14 protein-coding genes are annotated in these 22,130 nt (G+C 66.8%); 11 read left to right on the forward strand and 3 right to left on the reverse strand.

What is annotated here, in order from left to right; genetic code table 11:
* Positions 1-2: 2 nt before the first annotated feature.
* Both AC5O77_RS00325 and recJ read left to right on the forward strand, forming a co-directional pair.
* Positions 3-920, forward strand: a complete 918-nt coding sequence (locus AC5O77_RS00325) for a phosphoglycerate mutase (protein WP_494506302.1) — start codon at positions 3-5, stop codon at positions 918-920.
* Between the two features lie 160 nt (positions 921-1,080).
* Positions 1,081-2,838, forward strand: coding sequence for a single-stranded-DNA-specific exonuclease RecJ (gene recJ / locus AC5O77_RS00330; RefSeq protein WP_494506303.1), 1,758 nt, complete (start codon positions 1,081-1,083; stop codon positions 2,836-2,838).
* Between the two features lie 85 nt (positions 2,839-2,923).
* Here recJ and AC5O77_RS00335 read toward each other — a convergent pair whose 3' ends face one another.
* Positions 2,924-3,973, reverse strand: a complete 1,050-nt coding sequence (locus AC5O77_RS00335; protein ID WP_180837616.1) for a DUF1176 domain-containing protein — start codon at positions 3,971-3,973, stop codon at positions 2,924-2,926.
* Between the two features lie 131 nt (positions 3,974-4,104).
* Here AC5O77_RS00335 and AC5O77_RS00340 point away from each other — a divergent pair, with 131 nt between their 5' ends.
* Complete coding sequence (locus tag AC5O77_RS00340) at positions 4,105-7,017, forward strand: DUF2135 domain-containing protein (protein ID WP_494506304.1); 2,913 nt, start codon at positions 4,105-4,107, stop codon at positions 7,015-7,017.
* Between the two features lie 139 nt (positions 7,018-7,156).
* On the opposite strand, the gene AC5O77_RS00345 is transcribed toward AC5O77_RS00340, so the two are convergent.
* Both AC5O77_RS00345 and AC5O77_RS00350 read right to left on the reverse strand, forming a co-directional pair.
* Positions 7,157-8,143, reverse strand: a complete 987-nt coding sequence (locus tag AC5O77_RS00345; RefSeq protein WP_094001954.1) for a phosphatase PAP2 family protein — start codon at positions 8,141-8,143, stop codon at positions 7,157-7,159.
* 78 nt (positions 8,144-8,221) lie between these two features.
* Complete coding sequence (locus AC5O77_RS00350) at positions 8,222-9,427, reverse strand: acyltransferase family protein (RefSeq protein WP_478057261.1); 1,206 nt, start codon at positions 9,425-9,427, stop codon at positions 8,222-8,224.
* A gap of 153 nt (positions 9,428-9,580) precedes the next feature.
* On the opposite strand from AC5O77_RS00350, the gene AC5O77_RS00355 reads away from it, so the two are divergent.
* The 8 genes from AC5O77_RS00355 to AC5O77_RS00390 all read left to right on the forward strand — a co-directional run bounded on the left by AC5O77_RS00355 (position 9,581) and on the right by AC5O77_RS00390 (position 22,126).
* The gene (locus AC5O77_RS00355) at positions 9,581-10,465 is read left to right on the forward strand and encodes a LytTR family DNA-binding domain-containing protein (RefSeq protein ID WP_422347502.1); all 885 of its coding nucleotides are present in this window, start codon (positions 9,581-9,583) and stop codon (positions 10,463-10,465) included.
* Positions 10,466-10,535: 70 nt separating this feature from the next.
* A protein-coding gene (prfB, locus tag AC5O77_RS00360; RefSeq protein WP_097048047.1) for a peptide chain release factor 2 occupies positions 10,536-11,661 on the forward strand; the annotation gives its coding sequence in 2 pieces (ribosomal slippage) (positions 10,536-10,610 and positions 10,612-11,661; 1,125 coding nt in all).
* Between the two features lie 154 nt (positions 11,662-11,815).
* A complete protein-coding gene (locus tag AC5O77_RS00365; RefSeq protein ID WP_494506305.1) occupies positions 11,816-12,598 on the forward strand; it encodes a helix-turn-helix transcriptional regulator in 783 nt (260 codons plus the stop codon).
* 589 nt (positions 12,599-13,187) lie between these two features.
* Positions 13,188-14,573 carry an NAD-dependent succinate-semialdehyde dehydrogenase gene (locus AC5O77_RS00370; RefSeq protein WP_478057263.1) on the forward strand — a complete coding sequence of 462 codons (1,386 nt, stop codon included), beginning with the start codon at positions 13,188-13,190 and terminating at the stop codon, positions 14,571-14,573.
* Positions 14,574-14,636: 63 nt separating this feature from the next.
* Positions 14,637-16,277, forward strand: coding sequence for an acetolactate synthase large subunit (locus tag AC5O77_RS00375; RefSeq protein WP_197585335.1), 1,641 nt, complete (start codon positions 14,637-14,639; stop codon positions 16,275-16,277).
* A 267-nt stretch (positions 16,278-16,544) separates the two neighbouring features.
* Positions 16,545-18,056, forward strand: a complete 1,512-nt coding sequence (gene lysS, locus AC5O77_RS00380; RefSeq protein ID WP_494506306.1) for a lysine--tRNA ligase — start codon at positions 16,545-16,547, stop codon at positions 18,054-18,056.
* Between the two features lie 205 nt (positions 18,057-18,261).
* Positions 18,262-19,401, forward strand: coding sequence for a cyclic di-GMP phosphodiesterase response regulator RpfG (gene rpfG / locus AC5O77_RS00385; RefSeq protein WP_006364528.1), 1,140 nt, complete (start codon positions 18,262-18,264; stop codon positions 19,399-19,401).
* 1 nt (position 19,402) lies between these two features.
* Entirely contained in the window at positions 19,403-22,126 is a 2,724-nt protein-coding gene (locus AC5O77_RS00390) for a response regulator (RefSeq protein ID WP_478057265.1), read from the forward strand.
* The last annotated feature ends 4 nt before the right edge of the window (positions 22,127-22,130 follow it).

The following is a 22,130-nucleotide window of genomic DNA, read 5'->3' on the forward strand; positions in this document are numbered from 1 at the left end:
CGGTGGCAACGGCGACCCTGCTGTTGCCGGCGCGCAGCCGCTTTGCCGCGGCTGCGCTGCCGGACGATGTGGCGCGTGCGCTCGGCCGCGCCACGGCGGTGCAGGTCGCGCCGGGCGAACGCGCGCAGCTGACGCGCCACTTCACGGTTGCCGCGCCGCACTGGCCGGTGGCCGCGTTGACCCGCCAGCGCGACGTCGGCGATGCGGCGGGCGCCAGTTGGCTGCGTGCCGATCCGGCCTGCATGGTGCCGGACATGCACGGCGCGCGGATGATGGCCTACGGCGAAACGCTGCGGCCGACGCTGGCCGACTGCCTGGCCCTGCTGCCGGTGCTGCAGCCGTTGTTCGCCGATGCCGGGTTCGTGCTTGACGCACCGGACCCTTCGCGCTGGTACCTGCGGCTTCCGATCGACCTGGCATTGCCGGACTTCGACAGTCCGGACGAGGTGCTGGGCGATGACCTGTTCTCGCACCTGCCGGAAGGCGAGGGCGGTCGCCGCTGGCGGGCGCTCATGACCGAAGCGCAGGTGCTGCTGCACAACCATTCCTGGAACCAGCAGCGCGCCGCGCAGGGACAACAGCCGATCAATTCGCTGTGGTTCTGGGGTGGCGGCGTGATGCCGGTGTCGGTCAGTACGGCGCATGCGCAGGTGCGCAGTCGTGATGCCCTGCTGCAGGGCCTGGCTCTGGCGGCAGGCGTGGCCGTGGATGGCGAGCAGGCGGTGGATGCACTGGTCGACCTGCGCCAGCTGCGCTCTTTGCAGCAGCTCGGCAATGATGCGATCCGTCCGCTGCTGGCCGCGCTGAAACGTGGCGAGCTGCAGCGGCTGGTGCTGGATTTCGAGGATGGCCTGCAGTTCCAGCTGGATCGCGGCCAGCGCTGGCAGTTCTGGAAGAAGCCGCGGCAGCTGCACGATTGATCGGGGTCGGATCCGTTTTTCATCGGAAAACGGCTCTGACCCTAGACGTTTGCCGGGGTTGCCGGCCAGCGGCCGGCACTACCGCAGCTGCCGGGCACAATCCCGCCAGCCTCTCCCACGCGCGGTATCATCCCTCTGTCTTTCGTAACCGGCGATGCCGATGTCCCTTGCCGCCGATGCAGTGCAGCCCACCTCTGATACGCCGATGATCCGCCGCCGCGATGCGGTCGCGCCCGGCAGCTGGCCGGAGGGCACGCTGCCGCTGCTGGCGCGGCTTTACGCCAGTCGCGGTGCCGGTACCCCGGAGCTGGCGCTGCCGAAGCTGGGCAGCCTGCATGCGCCCGAGCTGCTGACCGGGATCGACGATGCAGTGGGCCTTCTGGTCGAGGCCATCGCCAACGACAAGCGCATCCTGGTGGTCGGCGATTTCGACTGCGATGGTGCTACCGCCTGTGCGGTCGGTGTGCGTGGCCTGCGCATGCTCGGCGCGCAGCATGTCTTCCACGCGGTGCCGAACCGCATGGTGCACGGCTATGGCCTGTCACCTTCACTGGTGGAGGAGTTGGCCGAGCTGAAACCGGACCTGCTGGTCACGGTCGATCACGGCATTGCCTGCCATGCGGGTGTGACTGCGGCCAAGGCGCGTGGCTGGCAGGTGCTGGTCACCGACCATCATCTTCCCGGCCCGCAGCTGCCGCCGGCAGATGTCGTCGTCGATCCGAATCTGGATGGTGATGCCTTTCCCAGCAAATCGCTGGCCGGTGTCGGCGTGATCTTCTACGTGCTGATGGCGTTGCGCCGGCAGATGCGCGAGGCCGGTGTCTTTGCCGATGGCAAGGGGCCGGACCTGACCACGCTGCTGGACCTGGTGGCGGTGGGCACCGTTGCCGACCTGGTGGCACTGGATCCGAACAACCGTGCGCTGGTCAGTGCGGGCCTACGCCGTCTACGCGCAGGGCAGGGCTGTGTCGGCCTGCGTGCGCTGATCGAAGCCAGTGGCCGTGATGCCGCGCGACTGACCGCCACCGATATCGGCTTCGCACTCGGCCCGCGCCTGAACGCGGCGGGCCGGCTGGAAGACATGGCGCTGGGCATCGCGCTGCTGCTGACCGAAGACCCGCGCCAGGCGCGCGACATCGCGCAGACGCTGGAGCAGATCAATTCGGAACGGCGCGCCGTGCAGCAGTCGATGACTGACGACGCCGAGCAGGCGTTGACCCGCGTGGTGCTGGACATGGCCGGCCAGCGACCGGTGGCGGCCTGCCTGTTCGACGCCGATTGGCACCCGGGCGTGGTCGGCCTGGTCGCGTCGAAGATGAAGGATCGCCTGCATCGCCCGGTGATCGCCTTCGCGCCTGCAGAACCCGGTGCCGACACGCTGCGTGGCTCGGCGCGCTCGATTCCCGGCCTGCACATCCGTGACGCACTGGCGCTGGTCGATGCGCGGCATCCGGGTCTGATCGAACGTTTCGGTGGTCACGCCATGGCGGCCGGCCTCAGCCTGCGGCTGGATCACGTCGATGACTTCAAGGCGGCCTTCGTGGCTGTCGTGCTGGAAATGCTCGACCCCGCAGCATTGCAGCAGCAGGTTCTCAGCGACGGCGAACTGGCCGCAGACGAGCTCGACCATCGCCACGCCGATGCGTTGCGCCTGGCTGGACCGTGGGGCCAGGGCTTCCCCGAACCGCTGTTCGATGGCCACTTCGAAGTGGCCAACTGGCGCGTGTTGAAAGAGCGCCACCTGAAGCTGGAACTGCGCCTGCCCGGTGTACCTGGCACGATCAACGCGATCCATTTCGGCGGCTGGCACGGTAACGCGCCCGGCCGTCATGTACATCTGGCCTATCGGCTGGCCTGCGATGACTATCGTGGCGGCAGCGCCATCCAGCTGATCGTCGAGCACTGCCTGCCTGCATGAGGAAAAGGGGACGGAGGGGATTAAGTCGCTTGTGCCTTGTTTGCCACTTGCGACTTAATCCCCTCCGTCCCCTTTTTCTGTGGCGTCAGCGGACCTCGCTGACCAGCATCGGCAGTTCCCAGGTGCCACCGGGCACGCCCCGGCATAGACCCGGTGCCACCTCGGACGTCGCGATGAAGTTCGTCCCGTCCCACGTCCAGGTTGCGTGCGAAATGCAGTCAGCGAGGCCGCGGCCCTTCTGCGCGGCAATGATCTGGCCGTCGGTGTAGTCGATCGCATCGCTGGTCACCCATTGCGCCTGGAACGGCGCCTGCGGGCTGGCGACCCAATAGCCATCGCCGATGTTGTAGGCCCCGCGCCAACACGGGACCGTGACCAGCACATGCTGCGCGTCCAGGCGCCGGACCTGCAGCGGGGAGTTGCTGAGCGGAACGTCGGCATCAGTTTCCTGCAGGCCTTCGCAGCTGTCGTCCTCCAGCGTGGCGCGCAGTGCTGCGCGCAGGGCGGGTGAGGCGGCCAGCCTAGCAAACGCGGGATCATCCGGAGTTGAGTCCAGGGTAGCGGCCTTGCGCACAACCGGCACCGGCAGTGCGGCGGGGACGCTGGATTCAGGCGTGCTGCCCTTGCGCATCACGGCGCCGGGCGTGCCGAGGCGGCCCTGGTACTCATCGATCTTCAGCAGTACCGCCGCGGCACCCTTGTCCGACAGCGGCCAGCGATGGCCAGCGCCATCGGTCACGCTGATTCCACCGCCGCGCACCAATGCGTAAAGCAGTGCGCTGGTCTGCGCAGCAGTCAAGCTGTGCCTGCCTGCGCTCTTCAAGGGAGCAAGGACACCCAGGTCCTGTTGCTGGATGCGCAGATGCAGCGCGCCCTTGGGCTGGGTCTGGCCTTCTTCCGGCTGCAGGGTCAGGCGGCCCTGGATGGCCTGATCCGGGCCGCCCTTGCGGGTGAGCAGCACACTCAGGGTGCTGTCATCGTCGGTGGCGTAGCCGGCGGCGCGGCAGGTCAAGGTGTTGTCACAGGCCACGACCCAGTCGTGGTGCTGGAAATACAGGCTTTTGGCCGGAGCCGCAGCAAGGGCCGTCAGGGGGCAGGCCAGTGCCAACAGAGTGGCCAGCAGGGGCAATCGCATCGGCATCCTTGCGCGTGTGGGAGCGTGGGGCATGGTGCCTGTGGATGGGGGCAAAGAAAAGCCGCGCACGGTCCAACCCCATTCCGGCTGTCCGTGCGTTCAAATGTCCACGATCCCTCTGGAGCCCTGTCATGGTCTTCGTCCGTTGCTGCGCTGTGTTGTTGCTGGCCCTCGCGGCCGGGCCTGTCGGCGCTCAGTCGCCACGCATTGCCAGGCCGCAAGCCACCACCCCGCTGTTGATTGCGCCCGCCGCCGAACAGCCGGTGCAACTGCAGCGCGCCCGCATCGAAGGCGAGGTCCAGGCCGGCGTCGCCCAGACCCGGATCACCCTCGAATTCCATAACCCGAACCGGCGCGTGCTGGAGGGCGAGCTGCAGTTCCCGCTGGCCGATGGCCAGCAGATCACGGGCTTCGCGCTGGACATCAACGGTGAACTGCGTGACGCCGTGCCGGTGCCCAAGGACCGTGGCCGCCAGGTATTCGAGGAAATCGCCCGCCGCGGTGTCGACCCGGGCCTGCTGGAACAGACCGCCGGCAACCAGTTCCGCCTGCGCATCTATCCGCTGCCGGCCGGTGGCAGCCGACGCGTGCAGCTGGTGATTCGCGAACCGCTGGCCTTCGCCGGCCAGGGCTGGCAGTGGACGCTGCCGCTGCAGTTCGCCGCTGGCGCTGCATCGGTTGAGCTGAAGCTGCAGGCGCCGGAAGCGGCCACCGCAGGTACGGCTCCGTTCCGCATCAACGCGGGCCAGCTGCACTGGCAGGGCAGGGGCGCGCAGTTGCCGACGCAGCTGCAGTGGAGCCTGCCGGCGGCACGCCAGGCACAGGTGCAGGTGGCACCCTGGCAGGATGGTCACTACCTGCTGGCGCAGCTGCCGGTGACGGTCAGCCGCACGCCGCGCACGCTTCCCAGCGAAATCGGCCTGCTGTGGGACGGTTCCGGTTCGGCGGGCCAGCGCGATCGCACACGTGAGTTCGCCCTGCTGGATCGCTATTTCGCAGCGCTGGGTGACGGCACTGTGGCATTGACCGTGCTGCGTGACCGTGCCGAACCGATGCGTCGCTTCCGTGTCCGTGCAGGCAACTGGAGCGAGCTGCGTGCAGCACTGCAGGCCGTACGCCCTGACGGTGCCAGCGCGCTGGCGCAGTGGCAGCCGCAACCGAGCGTGAAGGAATACCTGCTGGTCAGCGATGGCCTGCTGACCTATGGACCGGAAGCACTGCCAGCACTCGCACCGCAGCAGCGCCTGTTCGCGGTCAGCAGTGCTGGTGCGCGAACCGATGTAGTGCGCCTGCGCGGCTGGAGCGAAGCGCATGGCGGTCGCTTTGTCGCGCTGGGCAAGGATGTTGATGCGGCCGCTCGCGAACTGCTGTCGTCGCCGTTGGACGTGCAGGTCGATGCGGGCCGTGGCGTACAGGATGTTGTGATCGATCGTCGCAGCGAGGCCGAAGGCTGGCTATGGCTGCATGCCCGCCTTGCGGCGGACGGTGTGCCGATGCGGGTGCGCGTGGGCGGTGGTGAATGGCAGGCGCTGCCGGCAACGCAGAAGAGTGACGACGGTGAGCTGCTGGCCGGCTTGTGGGCGCAGGCCCGTCTGCAGCAACTCGGCGCCGACCGCCGAGGCAACCGCGAGGCAATGCAACTGCTGTCGCAGCAGTTCGGCCTGGTCGGACCGGACACCTCGCTGATCGTGCTGGAGACCCTGGAGGACTACCTGCGCTACGCGATCCGCCCGTCCGGCAAACTGCGCGCCGAGTACGATGCCCGCTTCGCACGGCAGGTGAGCGATCGCGCCGCTGCCGATCGCCAGCGCCTGGACCAGGTTGCCGCACGTTGGAAGGAGCGCCAGCAGTGGTGGAACCGAAGCTGGCCGAAGGGAGCACCTCCGCAGTTGAAGGGCGGGGCGCTGGAAGTTGCATCCGCGGATTACGCGATGGACTCGGCGCCGGTGGCGATGCTCGCTGCGCCGGCCCCCGCGGCACCGCCCGCGCCGGCACCGATGGCCGCAGCCGCCGAGCAACGCATGGAAGCCAGCAGCGCGCGTGCACGTCGTTCAGCGTCCGCATCGAACAAGGCCCTGGATTCAATCACGGTCACTGGTGGTCGTGTCGCTGCGCCCGCTGCCGCCAACGAGGGCGAGCTCGGCATCCAGCTGGCGGCCTGGCAGCTGGATTCGGCCATCGCCCGGCGGCTGCGCCAGGGCCCGGCGTCGCAACTGTATGACCGCTACCTGGCCGAGCGCGATGCACATGCCGACAGCAGCGCGTTCTTCCTCGATGTGGCCGATCTGTTGCTGGAGCAGGGCCAGCGCGAACTTGCACTGCGCGTGCTGTCGAACCTGGCCGAGATGGACCTGGACAACCGCCACCTGCTGCGTGTGCTCGGCTACCGGTTGATGCAGGCGGATGCCCCCGCGCTGGCGGTGCCGGTGTTCGAGCAGGTGCTGGCGATGGGCCAGGAAGAACCGCAGAGCTTCCGCGATCTTGGCCTGGCACTGGCGGCTGCGGGCAAGCCGCAGCAGGCGTTGGCCCCGCTGTACCAGGTGGTGGTGCGGCCGTGGGACAACCGCTTCGACGGCATCGCCCTGATCGCGCTGGATGAGCTGAACAACCTGGTGGCACGCAGCACGCCACGGCTGGATACCCGCAGCATCGACCCGCGTCTGCTGCAGGCGATGCCGCTGGACCTGCGCGTGGTGCTGTCGTGGGATGCCGACAACAGCGATATGGACCTCTGGGTGACCGACCCGAACGGCGAGCGCGCGTACTACGGCAACCGCCTGACCTATCAGGGTGGGCAGATGTCGCAGGACTTCACCGGCGGCTATGGTCCCGAGCAGTTCTCGCTGCGCAACGCCAAGCCCGGCAAGTACAAGGTGGAGGCCAATTACTTCGGCAGCCGCCAGCAGCTGGTGACCGGTGCGACGACGCTGATGCTGCGCCTGACCACTCACTGGGGCACGCCGAAGCAGAAGGACCAGATGGTCACGATGCGACTGAAGGACCGCGCCGAGACTGTGCTGGTGGGCGAGTTCGAGGTGCGGTAGCGCCGGGCCATGCAGGGCGACTGCACGGTCGGGGAAGGGCCTGTCCGCGCAGGGCGCGGATCTATCCGATTGAAGTAGAGCCACGCCATGCGTGGCTTTTGGTTGGAGTCGGGATGGCCTATCCACGCATGGCGTGGATCTACTGCACGTCTTCGGCTTTCGGCAGGTGCTGGCGCGGAATCCACCGTGCCAGTGCCACGCCGCCACCGAGAATCAGCAGCGTGCCGACGGTGTGCCACAGCAACTCCGTAACCGGCGCATCCGGCAGCGGAATGATGTCTGCGAGCCAACCAATCACCGGCCGCGCCAGCAGGTAGACCACCACCACGCCCAGCACGCGCAGCACCCGCTGCACGATGCCCTGGGGATCGGCCGGCCAGCCGCGCCACTGCAGCCACGCTACCAGCAGCGCCAGCGCCAGCAGGCGTGAAGCTTCGCCCAGCGGCACCAGGGGCGTCCACAACGAGGCCCACGACAACGCCACGCCCAGGCCCAGCAGTACCGGCAGCTGCCAGCGCCGCGCACCCCGCAGCCCCGGCATCAATTGCCAGGCCAGCACGGCGATGCCGAGGCCGAGCAACCAGCCAGCCAGTACGTCCGCGAGGAAGTGCCGGCCCAGGTACATGCGCGATACTGCCATCAGCAGGGGCCAGCCCAGCATCAGCGTCCAGCGCAGCCAGCGGCGGCGGATGCCGAACGCCAGCAGCAGCGCAACGCCTGCGGCCGTGGTGATGCCTACGTGGCCGCTGTTGAAACCATAGTCGGCATGCGGCTGGGCGCGCAGCATGGCGGTGGCCTGCGCATCGGGAAGCGACCAGAAAGTGTGGCCGCCACCATCCACCACGAACGGGTGCGAAGGCTCGCCCTTGTCCAGCACCGCCGCATCCACGTCGGAGGGACGGGGCAGGGCGGCGCCCTGTTTGATTGCATGCGTGGCACAGGCCATCAGCAGCACCGCCAGCATAACGCAGAGGCCAGCGCGAAGGCGTGCCCCGAATGCACACACCAGGATCAGCGCGGTATAGGCCATTTCATAGCCGAGCAGGCTGATGAACTGCATCAGCGCCAGCATCCAGCCGCTGTCGAGAGTCTGCTGCAGCCACAGGTGCCAGTGGGTCTGGAACATCCGTTGTCCTCATCATCCGTTGGTAATCAGGCGCAGCTCAACAGAACCGCGCCAAAGCAGCCGAGTGTGGGCTCGGCTCTACACCGGCGCAACACGTGCCACGAGCAGCGATGGCGATGCGGCGCGCAGGCCGAAGAGCGGACGCAGCCAGCGCACGCGGCGGATCAGCAGTTCGTGGATCAGCAGGCAGCCGCCGACCGTGCCGGCCACCAGCAAGGCAGGCTCCAGCCACGGGCCAAGCTGCAACGGTCGCAGCGCGTACAACAAGACGATCAGCACGGTCTGGTGCAGGCTGTACCAGCTGAACACCGCTTCCCGGCAATAGCCCAGGCCTGGCCACGGGCGGGACAGCAGCACCCGCGCCCAGCCGAACAGGGTCAGCAGCATGCACCACGTATACAACGCGCGGCCGACGCGTTCGGTCTGGGCCCACGGCAGTGCCAGCACCCACGCATCCAGATCGCCCACATGGGGCAGGCGGGCCAGTGCGCGGATGCCCAGCTCCAGGCAGAGCCCCAGCACCGCCAGGGCCAGGGTCACGCGGCGCCCGCGCACCAGCAGATCCCAGCCGCGCTGCCAGCGCGCCGCCAGGAAGCCGCCGAGGAACAGCGGCAGCGACTCGGCATGTACATAAACGTCGTCCAGCAGGGCGTGGGTGGGTGGCCAACGCGGCATCAGTACCAGCAGGGACCAGGCCAGCCAGGCCACTGGCACTACCAGCAGTGAGGCGCCCAGCAGGCGGTCGCTCGGCTGCCAGCCTGGCAGCACCTTGCGCAGTGGACGCAGCAGGCTGGCCAGTACCACCGCCAGTACGGTGTAAGGCAGCAGGTAGGCCAGATACCACAGGTGGTTCCAGGTGAAGCCGTAGGCGGCACCACTGAAATGCGCGCCCGGCCATGGCTGGAACTGCCAGTAGCGCCACAGGAACCGGGCCAGCCCCGGTGCCACGTCGCCCTTGTCCAGCGCTTCGTAGTAGGCCTGCAGGGACACGACGGCGACGATGCCGAACAGCAATGGCAGAAGCAGGCGCCAGCCACGGCGGAGGGTGTGCTGCAACCGACCCCGGTCGGGCAGGGACAGGCCCAGCGCGATACCGCTGATGGCGAACAGCAGCGGCATGCGCCATCGATTCAGCGCGATCATCGGCCACTGCAGCCATTCGGAGGTGTAGGTGCTCTTGAGGTGAAAGTCCCAGCCGGCCACGTAGGCCATGGCGGCGTGGTAGAGGATCAGCAGGGCGAAGGCGGTGATGCGCAGGGTGTCCAAGTCGTGGCGACGGTGCATGAGCGGCGGGCTTCGGGAGGCAGCTGCACGCTCTGCCAGCCAAGGCCCGGATGCCAGTGGATGGGGCGCGATGGCGGACGTTCAGGGGCCAGTGGTGGGGTGGCTGGGACCAATGGCTGATGCGCATGGAGCCGGATGGGCAACAATGGAAGCATGGAGAATGGAGATTCGGCGGCGCTGACCGCCCCAGTTGCAGAACGAACGCGTCGCCCCGGGCTTGCCGTTGCATTCTGGTCGTTGCTGTTCCTGGGCACCGCCGCAGGCAATGTGCTGGCGCAGTGGATGCGGGCATTGCGCGACGCGCAGCCCTTTTCCGCAGGGACTGTCTCGATCGAGGAGTTCAGCAGTGCGCTGGCCAGCCTGGGCCTGTTGGCGCTTCTGCACGCCGCCGCTCGTCGCTGGCCGTTGCATGCAGATACCTGGCGGCGCCGGATCGGCTTCTACGTGCTGGGTGGTGTTGCCTGGTGGCTGCTGCATGTCAGTGCCATGGTGCTGCTGCGCAAGATGGCCTTCACGTTCATCGGCCAGCGCTACACCTACGGTGACTGGCCAGCGCAGTGGTTCTACGAGTTCTTCAAGGATGTGCAGACCTACAGCCTGCTGGTGATTGCCGTGCACGCGGTGGCCTGGTTCGGCCGTCAGCGCCAGGGCGAGGCGCACCTGCTGGCATCGCCCGATGTCGGCCCACCGGTGGAGCCGGTCGAGCGCCCCCAGCATTTCCTGGTACGCAAGCTGGGCAAGGAGTTCCTGGTCGCCACCGCCGACGTGGAGTACGCCCAGGCGGCGGGGAACTACGTGAACCTGCGGGTACGCGGCCACGACTACCCGCTGCGGATCACCATGGCGGTACTGGAACAGCGGCTGGACCCGGGCGAGTTCCTGCGTCCGCACCGCAGCTGGCTGATCCATCGGGGCCAGCTGCGCTCGATCGAGCCGCTGGACGGCGGCGAGGCCCTGCTGCACATGGCCGACGGGGCGAAGGTGCCCTGCAGCCGGCGCCAGCTACCGCTGCTGCGGCAGGCGCTGGGGGCAGGGTGAGGCCCTCATTCCGGGCATCCCCGGCCTGCGGTATCATTACCAGTCATCTTTTGAATGCATAACCGCCGACATGATCGAACTGAATCCTGTCCGCCAGCGCATCACCGATCTGACCGATCGCGTGCTGTCGCTTCGGGGGTATCTTTGACTACGACGCCAAGAAAGAGCGTCTTGAAGAAGTAACGCGGGAGCTGGAAAGCCCCGACGTCTGGAACAACGCCGAATACGCCCAGAACCTGGGCCGCGAGCGTTCCAGCCTGGAAAAGACCGTGGGCGGCATCGCCTCGGTGCTGGACGGCCTGGCTGATGCCACCGAGCTGCTTGAGCTGGCCGAGTCCGAACAGGACGAGGACACCGCGCTGGCCGTGGTCGCCGACCTGGACAAGCACCAGTCGCACGTGGAGAAGCTGGAGTTCCAGCGCATGTTCTCCGGCGAGATGGACAATGCTGCCGCGTTCGTCGACATCCAGGCCGGTGCCGGTGGCACCGAAGCCCAGGACTGGGCCGAGATCCTGCTGCGCATGTACCTGCGCTGGTGTGAATCGCGCGGCTGGAAGACCGAGCTGATGGAAGTCTCCGGTGGCGACGTCGCCGGCATCAAGTCGGCCACGCTGCGCGTGGAAGGCGACTATGCCTACGGCTGGCTGAAGACCGAGACCGGCGTGCACCGCCTGGTGCGCAAGTCGCCGTTCGATTCGGACAACCGACGCCACACCAGTTTCACCTCGGTGTTCGTGTCGCCGGAAATCGACGACAACATCGACATCACCATCAACCCGGCCGACCTGCGTACCGACGTGTACCGTTCGTCCGGTGCCGGTGGCCAGCACGTGAACAAGACCGAGTCGGCGGTGCGTATCACCCACATCCCGACCAATATCGTCGTGGCCTGCCAGACCGGCCGCAGCCAGCACCAGAACCGCGACAACGCGATGAAGATGCTGGCCGCCAAGCTGTACGAGCTGGAGATCCAGAAGCGCAACGCCGAGAAGGACGCCGTGGAAGCCACCAAGTCCGACATCGGCTGGGGCAGCCAGATCCGCAACTACGTGCTCGACCAGAGCCGTATCAAGGACCTGCGTACCGGCATCGAGCGTTCGGATACGCAGAAGGTGCTGGACGGCGACCTCGACGAATTCGTCGAAGCCAGCCTGAAGGCCGGCCTGGCCGTGGGCTCCAAGCGCGTCGATGCCTGATCGACGTGCCTGCGCGGAGATCGTCACCCTCGCGCGCAACGCCGAGGGTGGCTGAACTGGCTTTACTGTAGAGCTGAGCCATGCTCAGCTGCTGTTCGCGCGGTAGTAGATGCGTCGAGCATGGCTCGACGCTACAACAGGTACGGCGGTAGCGATGATGCGCAGCGAAAGTGAACGCAAGGAACTCGGCGGCTTCCTCAAGGCCTGCCGCGCCCGTGTCGATCCCGCCACGCTCGGCCTGCCGGCCGGGCGCCGGCGTACCCCGGGCCTGAAGCGCGAGGAAGTGGCACTGGCGATCGGGGTCAGTGTCAGCTGGTACACCTGGATCGAGCAGGGCCGCGAAGTGCGCGCCTCGCCCGAAGTGCTGGAGCGCCTGGCGCAGGTACTGCGCATGAGTGACGACGAGCGCGCCTATGCGTTCGCGCTGTCCGGCTACGGCGTGCCACTGGAGTCAACGGACGAGACGGTCACCGATGGCCTGCGCCAGCTGGTCGAGGCCATGCAGCCGATCCCGGCCTACGTGCGCAATACCCGTTACGACATCCTGGCGTGGAACCCGGCCATCGCCGACCTGTTCGTGGACTACAGCCAGCTGGCGCCACATGAGCGCAACACGCTGCGGCTGATGTTCCTGTACCCGCCGTACCGCACGCTGATTCTCAACTGGGAAGAAATGACCCGCGGCCTGCTGGCCGGCTTCCGCGCGGCGATGGCGCAGGCGGCGGACAAGGCCCCGTTCCTGGCGCTGGCCGAGGACATCGCCGCGCACAGCGAGGAGTTCCGCCAGTGGTGGCCGGAGCACGACGTGCGCCGGTTCGATGAAGGTGCGAAGAAGCTGAACCATCCCACGCGCGGGTTGCTGGACCTGCAGTACGTGGCGTTGGTGCCGGAGAGCCGGCACGACCTGTCACTGGTGACCTACCTGCCGCGTAGGTAGGGGGTTGTTCGGCAGGGCTTGCAGCCCTGCACCTGCTTCAAGCCGAAGCAACGGCAACAGCAACAGCGAGCTATCCGTGGGTTGGCGGGGCGGTGTCGGAGTGCGGGGACGCCGCAAGTACGTCCGTGTAGGCTTGGCAGCCGCATCCATGCGGCTGACACCCCGCACCCCGACACCGCCCCGCCTTTGACAGTTTCTCGTGATCTGGTAGATCCACGCCATGCGTGGATGGTTTTCGATCTCAATTGGAGATATTTGATTCCGAAAGAGATTCAGCCACGAACGACGTGGATCTACTGTGGCGACCGACTCGCGTCTGGGGCAGAGCCCCCTGAGTCAGGGGGCGGCCGCGAAGCGGCGGGGGTCTGGGAGCTGGTAAGTGGGGCCCGCGGTTCGCGTAGCGAAGCGTGGGAGCGGCAGCGCGCATGCGATGGCGCGTACCCAGGGCGCAGCCCTGCCGATACCCCCATTCAGACAGGTAAGTGCAGGTCACAGGATAAGCAGACGCCTTGTTGTGCCCGTCGATCGGGTCCACATTCCTGTGCAGGAGACGGGCCGCCGCCCGTTGTCGAGACACCAGGAGACCTGCATGTCCGCTGCCCCCACCACCGCCATTTCCCGCGATCCCGCCACCGGCCAGCAGATCGCCAGCCATCCCTTCGCCACCGACGCCGAACTGGAAACAATCCTGGATCGCGGCCAGGTTGGCTTCGCGGCCTGGAGCGCCAGGAGCCTCGAACAGCGTGCAGACGTACTGCGTGCGATGGCCGCGGTACTGCGCCGTGACCGTGAAAAGCTGGCCGTGCTGGCCACCGCCGAAATGGGCAAGGTCCAGGCCGAGTCGCTGGCCGAGATCGAGAAGTGCGCCGTGCTGTGCGACTGGTACGCCGACCACGGTGCGCAGTTCCTGCGCGACGAACCGACCCAGGTGCCCGACGACAAGGCTTACGTGTCCTACCTGCCGCTGGGCGTGGTGCTGGGCATCATGCCGTGGAACTTCCCGTACTGGCAGGTGATGCGCGCGGCGGTACCGATCCTGATGGGCGGCAACGGCTTCCTGCTGAAGCCGGCCGAGAACATCGTCGGTACCGCGCAGCTGCTTGACGCCGCCTGGCGCGACGCAGGCCTGCCGGAAGGCACCTTCATCGCCGCCAACATCAGCCGCGACGGCACCAGCCGCGCGATCGCCGATGACCGCATCGCTGCGGTGACCCTGACCGGCAGCGTGGCCGCCGGCCGCAGCATCGCCGCCCAGGCCGGGCAGGCGCTGAAAAAGGTGGTGCTGGAACTGGGCGGCTCGGATCCGTTCATCGTGCTGGCCGACGCCGATCTTGACGCTGCCGTCGATGCAGCGGTGGCTTCGCGCTTCCAGAACACCGGGCAGGTCTGCATCGCCGGCAAGCGCATCATCGTTGAAGACGCGGTGTACGACCGGTTCGTGGCGCAGTTCTGCCAGAAGGTGCAGGCGCTGACCATCGGCGACGGCCGTGAAGCGGGTAATCGCATTGGTCCGATGGCACGCCAGGACCTGCTGGAGCAGCTGGACGCGCAGGTACGGGCCTCGGTGGACGCGGGCGCGAAGCTGCTGGTTGGCGGCCATCAGCTGGATCGCCCGGGTGCGTTCTACGCGCCCACCGTGCTGGCCGACGTGGAGCCGGGCATGCAGGCTTTCGATACCGAAACCTTTGGTCCGGTTGCCTCGATCAGCCGTGCCCGCGATGCCGACCATGCGGTGGAACTGGCCAACCAGAGCGAGTTCGGCCTCAGCGGCAACCTGTGGAGCGGCGACCGCGCGCGGGCCATGCAGCTGGCACGCCGGCTGCAGACCGGCGGCGTGTTCGTCAACGGTTTCTCCGCCTCTGACCCGCGCGTGCCGATCGGTGGCGTGAAGAAGAGCGGCTTCGGCCGTGAGCTCTCGCACTTCGGCATCCGCGAATTCGTCAACGCGCAGACGGTGTGGTTCGACAAGCGTTGACGCGCAGCTTCCATCCTTCCTGCAACGATCCATCATCAGTCCAGCGAAAAGGACGGCATTCCAATGTCCAAGGGTTCAGATCTGCTCGTCGCCGCGCTTGAGAACGAAGGCGTCGAGCGTATTTTCGGTATTCCCGGCGAAGAGAATCTCGACGTGGTCGAGTCGCTGCGCCATTCCAGCATCGAGCTGGTCATCACCCGCCACGAACAGGCGGCCGTGTTCATGGCGGCCACCTATGGCCGCCTGACCGGCAAGCCGGGCGTGTGCCTGGCCACGCTCGGCCCGGGCGCGCTCAACTTCACCACCGGTGCCGCCTACGCGCTGCTTGGCGCGTGGCCGGTGATCATGATCACCGGCCAAAAGGGCATCGTCGCCAGCAAGCAGGCGCGTTTCCAGATCGTCGACATCGTCAGCACCATGAAGCCGCTGACCAAGCAGGCGCGGCAGATTGTCTCGGCGCGCACCATTCCGACCATCGTCCGCGAGGCATTCCGTACCGCGCTGGAAGAGCGCCCGGGCCCGGTGCTGCTGGAGCTGCCCGAAGACATCGCGGCCGATGAGGTCGGGGACGTAGCGCTGATTCCGCCGCACGCGGTGGATCGTCCCATTGCCAGTCCGGAAGCACTGGACCGCGCGGCGGAGATCATCCGCAACGCCAAGCGCCCGCTGCTGATGATCGCCTCGGCGGCGTCGCGGCCGCAGTCCAGCGAAGCGTTGTCGGCCTTCGTGCTGCGCGCGGGTATTCCATTCTTCACCACGCAGATGGGCAAGGGTGCGGTGGCCGGTGGTTCGGGCCTGTACATGGGCACCGCCGCGCTGACCGAGCGCGACTACGTGCACATGGCGATCGACCAGGCCGACGTGATCGTGACGATCGGCCACGAGGTCACCGAGAAACCGCCGTTCGTGATGCGCCCGGGTGGGCCGACGGTCATCCACATCGGCTATTCGCAGGCGGCGGTGGAGCAGGTCTATTTCCCGCAGGTGGAGGTGATCGGCGATATCGGCCGTTCGCTGACCCAGCTGGCCGACCGCATCGAAGGCGCGGTGCCGAATGCCGACGCGCTGCTGCCGCTGCGCACTACCATTCTGGAACACCTGGCTGACCGTGCCGAGGAAGCTGGATTCACCCCGCAGCGGCTGGTGCACGACGTGCGCCAGGTGATGCCGCCGGACGGCATCGTGGCGCTGGACAACGGCATGTACAAGATCTGGTTTGCGCGCAATTACCGCACCCAGGTGGCCAATACGCTGCTGCTGGACAACGCGCTGGCGACGATGGGCGCGGGCCTGCCGTCGGCGATCATGGCCTCGATCCTGTACCCGCAGCGGCGGGTGCTGGCGGTGTGCGGCGATGGCGGTTTCATGATGAACAGCCAGGAGCTGGAGACCGCGCGGCGGCTGGGCCTGAACCTGGTGGTGCTGATTCTCAACGACGGCGCATACGGGATGATCCGCTGGAAGCAGGCGGTGGATGGCTTCACCGACTACGGCATGACGTTCAGTAACCCGGATTTCGTGAAGTATGCGGAAGCCTATGGCTGCAAGGGGCATGAGGTGACGGCCATCGAGCAGTTCATCCCGACGCTGGAGGCGGCGTTCAACGAGGGTGGGGTGCACCTGGTATCGGTGCCGATCGACTACTCGGAGAACCAGCGGGTGCTGGTGGACGAGCTGCGGCAGGCGTTTCCCGGGAACGGTTGACGCCTACCGGGGCATCGGTTCCCCGGAATCCGGTAGGTGTCGACCTTGGTCGACACGCGGACCGCCAACCAAGGTTGGCGGCTACCAGAGCGGCGGGCAGCGGACCTGGTAGGTGTCGACCTTGGTCGACACACGGACCGCCAACCAAGGTTGGCGACGACCAGGCAGGAGCCCGGCCCAGGGCTGGGGCGGGGCGGTTTTGGTATGCTGGGCAACCGGCTGTGCCGGGCGCAACATCCCCCCTCACTACACGATTCCCGCAGATCCATGAGCGAAGCTACCGATACCCCCCCCGTTGACGAAAACAAGTTGATCGCCGAGCGCCGCGAGAAACTCAAAACGCTGCGTGGGCAGGGCATCGCGTACCCGAACGACTTCCGTCGCGAGGACTTCGCCGGCCGCCTGCAGGAAGAATTCGCCGACGCCGAGCAGTGGACCGCTGAGGCCCTGGAAGGCAACGGCCGCCAGGTGAAGATGGCGGGCCGCCTGATGGCCAAGCGCATCATGGGCAAGGCCAGTTTCGCGCAGATCCAGGACGAGTCCGGCCGCATCCAGCTGTTCCTGCAGGGCACGGTGCTGGGCGATGCCTACACCGCCTTCAAGGGCTGGGACGTGGGCGACATCATCGCCGTCGAAGGCGGCCTGACCCGTACCAAGACCGGCGAGCTGTCGGTCAAGGCCGAATCGATCCGCCTGCTGACCAAGTCGCTGCGCCCGCTGCCGGACAAGTGGCATGGCCTGGCCGACGTCGAGCAGCGCTACCGCCAGCGCTATGTCGACCTGATCGTGACCCCGGAGTCGCGCGCGGTGTTCATCAAGCGCTCGAAGATCATCCGCGCCATGCGCGCGTGGCTGGACAACCGCGACTTCCTCGAAGTCGAAACGCCGATGATGCATTACATCCCCGGCGGCGCGGCGGCCAAGCCGTTCACCACCCACCACAATGCGCTGGACCTGGACCTGTACCTGCGCGTGGCGCCGGAGCTGTACCTCAAGCGCCTGACCGTGGGTGGCCTGGAGCGCGTGTACGAGATCAACCGCAACTTCCGCAATGAAGGCGTCAGCACCCGCCACAACCCGGAATTCACCATGATGGAGCTGTACGAGGCCTATGCCACGTACAACGAGATCATGGACCTGACCGAAGGCGTGATCCGTGACGTGGCCACGACCGTCAACGGTGGCACCGAAGTCGAGTGGGATGGCGCGAAGATCGACTTGGGCCCGGCGTTCCGCCGCTGGCGCATGGACGAGGCGGTGCGTCACCACAACCCGGAAATCTCCGCTGCCGACTGCACCGACCGCGAGGCGCTGCTGCGCCATTGCGAGCGCTTGAAGATCCGCGTCAAGCCGTCTTACGGCTGGGGCAAGCTGCTGCTGGAGATCTTCGAGGCCACGGTCGAGCACACCCTGATCCAGCCGACCTTCATCACCGACCATCCGGTGGAGGTCTCGCCGCTGGCCCGTGCCAACGACAGCGATCCGGGCTACACCGACCGCTTCGAGCTGTTCGTCAACGGCAAGGAGCTGGCTAATGGCTTCTCCGAGCTGAACGACCCGGAAGACCAGGCCCAGCGTTTCCAGGCCCAGGTGGCGGCGAAGGAAGGCGGCGATGACGAGGCCATGCACTACGACGCCGACTACATCCGTGCGCTGGAGTACGGCATGGCACCGACCGGCGGCCTCGGCATCGGCGTCGATCGCCTGGTGATGCTGCTGACCGGCAGCAGTTCGATCCGCGACGTGCTGCTGTTCCCGTACATGCGTCCGGAGCAGTAAGTCGTCTTTTTGACTCCTGTTTGTGCGCGCCGTCGCGAAATGAGACGGCGCGATTGACGCCTCCCGCACTCGGCGTATCGTTAATGCACTACCTTGACGTCTGTTATGGCTTGATCGGCGCCAGGGGGAGTGCGCATTGTGGAGAGTCCGCTTCACAATGTGATGACGATCATGAACCGGGACGCATGACACGGGAGTCAGGCCGATGCAGGGTGCGAGCGTTCGCAGCGGCAGGGTATCCTCGCCTGCTGATGATCCAGCATGGTCGAGAAACCAGGCAGAGTACGCGTTGAACATCGTCATTGTTGACGACCAGACGTCCGCCCGGACGATGCTGCGTCACGTCATCGAAGATATCGCGCCGGAACTGAGCGTGTATGACTTCGGTGATCCGCTGACAGCATTGGCCTGGTGCGAGGCGCATCCGGTCGACCTGCTGCTGCTCGATTACCGCATGCCGGAGATGGACGGGCTGGAGTTCGCCCGCCGTTTCCGCCGCCTGCCCAAGCATCGCGACATTCCGGTGATCCTGATCACCGTGGTCGGCGACGAGCCGATCCGTCAGGCGGCGCTGGAAGCGGGGGTCATCGACTTCCTGGTCAAGCCCATCCGTCCGCGCGAACTGCGCGCGCGCTGCTACAACCTGTTGCAGCTGCGCCAGCAGACCGAGAACGTGAAGCAACGCGCGTTGTCGCTGGAGCAGCGCTTGCTGGCCAGCATGCACGAGGTCGAGGAGCGCGAACGCGAGACCCTGTCGCGGTTGGCACGGGCGATCGAGTTCCGTGATGCCGGCACCAGTGCCTACCTCGAACGCATGGCGCGCGTGGCAGGGCTGATCGCCGAGCAGCTGGGCCTGCCCGAAGACGACGTGCGCCTGATCGAGATGGCCGCGCCGCTGCATGACATGGGCAAGATCGCCATTCCCGATGCAGTGCTGCTCAAGCAGGGCAAGCTCAACGACGAGGAGCTGGCGATCATGCGCCGGCACCCACGCATCGGCCATGAGCTGCTCAGTGGCAGCCAGAACCGCTTCATCCAGGTCGGCGCATTGATCGCGCTGCGCCACCACGAACGTTACGACGGCAGCGGCTATCCGGATGGGCTGGTCGGTGAGGCGATTCCGCTGGAAGCGCGCATCGTCGCCGTGGCCGACGTCTTCGACGCACTCATCTCACCCCGTCCGTACAAGGAAGCATGGACCATGGAAGCCACACTGGCCTATCTGTATGCCCAGCGTGGCCGCCTGTTCGATCCACGCTGCGTGGATGCGCTGATGCGCGGCCACCAGCAGTTGATGGATATCTGCGCCCAGCACTCGACGGCATCGACGCGACCGGGTGGGTGACATGCAGGACCTGTTCGCACGCGTGAGGCGTCGGCTGGCGCAGCGTCCGGATTCGGAACATGGCCAGGCGATCGTGCGGGTGGTGCTGATCTCGCTGATCCTGGTCTATGTGCTGCTGTCCGGTGCGCGCCTGCACCGTCTGGAGCAGTACCAGGGCGTGCTGGCGACGGTACTGACCGGATTGGGGCTTTCGCTGCTGCTGTTCGGTTGGCTGCTGTGGAAACCTGATCGCTCCGATCCGCGCCGGGTGGCCGGAATGCTGGCCGATTACGGCCTGATCGCGGTCGGCATGATCCAGATGGGTGAGCCGCTGGCGTGGGTGTATGCGGTGGTGATGTGGGTCACGGTGGGCAACGGCCTGCGCTTCGGGCCGCGTTACCTGGCCGCTGCCATCGTGCTGGCGATGGTCAGTTTCGGCACCACCGTGCTGTTGACCCCTTACTGGCAGGCCAACCTGGGGCTGGCCATTTCCCTGTGGTTGGGGTTGCTGGCAGTACCGTTGTGCTGCTCCTCCCTGCTGCGCCGAAGGATGCGACATCCGACCATGGATACGACTCCCGCCGTTGGCTCCGACAAGCGCTCGCTGCTGGCACGCTTCAAGCAACGCCTGTCCGGGCGCGAGGACAGCGAGCACGCGCAGAACCTGATCCGCATCATCATCACGGCGCTGTTCATCAGCTATCTCGGCTGGCGCTCGCTGAGCGGCGGCGGTGAGGCACTGACTGCGACGTGGCTGATCCTCGCCTTCGAGCTGACCATTTCCGCCGGCCTGCTGACCGCGATCCTGGTCAATCCGGGTGTGTCGCATGTGCGCCGGGTGATCGGCATGCTGACCGACTACACCTGCATGGCCTGGATCATGACCATCCAGGGTGAGCCGGCGGCACCGCTGTATGCGGTGATGCTGTGGGTCACGATCGGCAACGGCATGCGCTACGGCAGCACCTACCTGCGCGTGGCCACGGCCATGGGCTGCCTGGCCTTCCTGTGCACGGTGATGCTGTCGCCGTACTGGCGCGGCCACGACTATCTGGGCTGGGGCCTGCTGCTGGGCCTGGGCGCGATTCCGCTGTACTTCGATTCGCTGCTGCATGCCTTGACCCGGGCGGTGGCAGAGGCGCGCCAGGCCAACGAAGCCAAGAGCCGTTTCCTGGCCAACATGAGCCATGAGTTCCGCACGCCATTGAACGGGCTGGCCGGCATGACCGAAGTGCTGGCCACCACCCGCCTGGACGACGAACAGCGCGAGTGCCTGAACACCATCCAGGCCTCGACCCGCAGCCTGTTGGCGCTGGTGGAAGAGGTGCTGGACATCTCCGCGATCGAAGCCGGCAAGGTGCGCGTGGAGTGGCACGAGTTCGCGCTGGCCGACGTGCTGCAGGCGATCAACCTGATCCTGACCCCGCAGACCCGCTCCAAATCGCTGGACTATCGCGTGCAGGTGGATGACAACGTGCCGCCGCGCCTGCTGGGTGATGCCGGTCATCTGCAGCAGATCCTGCTCAATCTGATGGGTAACGCGGTCAAGTTCACCGACAGCGGCTACGTGCATCTGCGCGTGTCCAGCCCCGATGTGCTGGGTAGCGAGCGGATGAGCCTGCGATTCGAGATCGTCGACAGCGGCATCGGCGTACCGGTGGCGCTGCGCGGCCGGCTGTTCAATGCCTTCGAGCAGGGCGATGTCGGCCTGGCCCGCCGCCATGAAGGCACCGGTCTGGGCACCGCAATTGCCAAGGGCCTGGTCGAGTCGATGGGCGGGCAGGTCGGTTATGCGCCGAACAGCCCGCGCGGCAGCGTGTTCTGGGTCGAGATCACGCTGGACGTCGCAGACACCTCATCAGCCCCGGCGGTTCCGTCCGAGGTGGCTGAAGCCGGCAATGTCATCGCGTTCTCCAATCCCTTCCTGCGCCATCGTGCGCGGGTGCGCAGCCTACGGGTGCTGGTGGCCGACGACCACGAAGCCAACCGCATGGTGCTGCAGCGGTTGCTGGAGAAGGCCGGCCACAAGGTCACCTGCGTCAATGGCGGCGCCGAAGTGCTCGATGCGTTGGAGCAGGCCAGTTACGACGCAGCGATCGTCGATCTGCACATGCCCGGCATGAGCGGACTGGACCTGCTCAAGCAGTTGCGGGTGATGCAGGCCAGTGGCATGCCTTACGTTCCGGTCATGGTACTGAGCGCAGACGTCACCCCCGAGTCCATCCTGCGTTGCGAGCAGGCCGGTGCCCGCGCCTTCCTTGCCAAGCCCGTGGTGGCCACCCGTCTGCTGGAAGTGCTGGCCGATGTCGCCGCCAACACCCGCGCCGAGTCCGGCATCCAGTCGGTGCCGGCATTGCCGGTTGGCGATGGCGTGCTCGATACCGCGGTGCTGGACGAGCTGGCGTCGCTGGGCATGGGCGATGGCTTCGAACGCAAGTTCATCGACCAGTGCCTGGCGGACGTCGACGCGAGCATGGGCCAGCTGCAGGGCTGCGGCGAGCACCAGGCCTGGGAGGATTTCCGCGAGCACGCACACGCGCTGCGCGGTGTGGCGAGCAACCTGGGGCTTGTCCAGGTTGCCGCCTCCAGTGGCGAAATCATGCGCATGGCGGACTGGCAGCTGAAGGGGGAATGGAACGCCCGCCTCGGCAGCCTGGCGACCGCCCTGCGCAACGGCAGGAATGCGTTGGCTGCCCGTAGTGCGGGAGCATCGCACCGCGACGACAGCGAGCGCAGCCCGTCCTGACCCG

Source organism: Stenotrophomonas sp. INTA L402-1, assembly GCF_059295135.1.

What these genes read in the sequence shown, in the direction of transcription:
- lysS (WP_494506306.1), top strand. Translation starts at nt 16,545, where the DNA reads ATGAGCGAAGCTACCGATACCCCCCCCGTTGACGAAAACAAGTTGATC.
- AC5O77_RS00375 (WP_197585335.1), top strand. Translation starts at nt 14,637, where the DNA reads ATGTCCAAGGGTTCAGATCTGCTCGTCGCCGCGCTTGAGAACGAAGGC.
- AC5O77_RS00335 (WP_180837616.1), bottom strand. Translation starts at nt 3,973, where the DNA reads ATGCGATTGCCCCTGCTGGCCACTCTGTTGGCACTGGCCTGCCCCCTG.
- recJ (WP_494506303.1), top strand. Translation starts at nt 1,081, where the DNA reads ATGTCCCTTGCCGCCGATGCAGTGCAGCCCACCTCTGATACGCCGATG.
- AC5O77_RS00355 (WP_422347502.1), top strand. Translation starts at nt 9,581, where the DNA reads ATGGAGAATGGAGATTCGGCGGCGCTGACCGCCCCAGTTGCAGAACGA.
- AC5O77_RS00340 (WP_494506304.1), top strand. Translation starts at nt 4,105, where the DNA reads ATGGTCTTCGTCCGTTGCTGCGCTGTGTTGTTGCTGGCCCTCGCGGCC.
- rpfG (WP_006364528.1), top strand. Translation starts at nt 18,262, where the DNA reads ATGCAGGGTGCGAGCGTTCGCAGCGGCAGGGTATCCTCGCCTGCTGAT.
- AC5O77_RS00365 (WP_494506305.1), top strand. Translation starts at nt 11,816, where the DNA reads ATGATGCGCAGCGAAAGTGAACGCAAGGAACTCGGCGGCTTCCTCAAG.
- AC5O77_RS00370 (WP_478057263.1), top strand. Translation starts at nt 13,188, where the DNA reads ATGTCCGCTGCCCCCACCACCGCCATTTCCCGCGATCCCGCCACCGGC.
- AC5O77_RS00345 (WP_094001954.1), bottom strand. Translation starts at nt 8,143, where the DNA reads ATGTTCCAGACCCACTGGCACCTGTGGCTGCAGCAGACTCTCGACAGC.
- AC5O77_RS00390 (WP_478057265.1), top strand. Translation starts at nt 19,403, where the DNA reads ATGCAGGACCTGTTCGCACGCGTGAGGCGTCGGCTGGCGCAGCGTCCG.
- AC5O77_RS00350 (WP_478057261.1), bottom strand. Translation starts at nt 9,427, where the DNA reads ATGCACCGTCGCCACGACTTGGACACCCTGCGCATCACCGCCTTCGCC.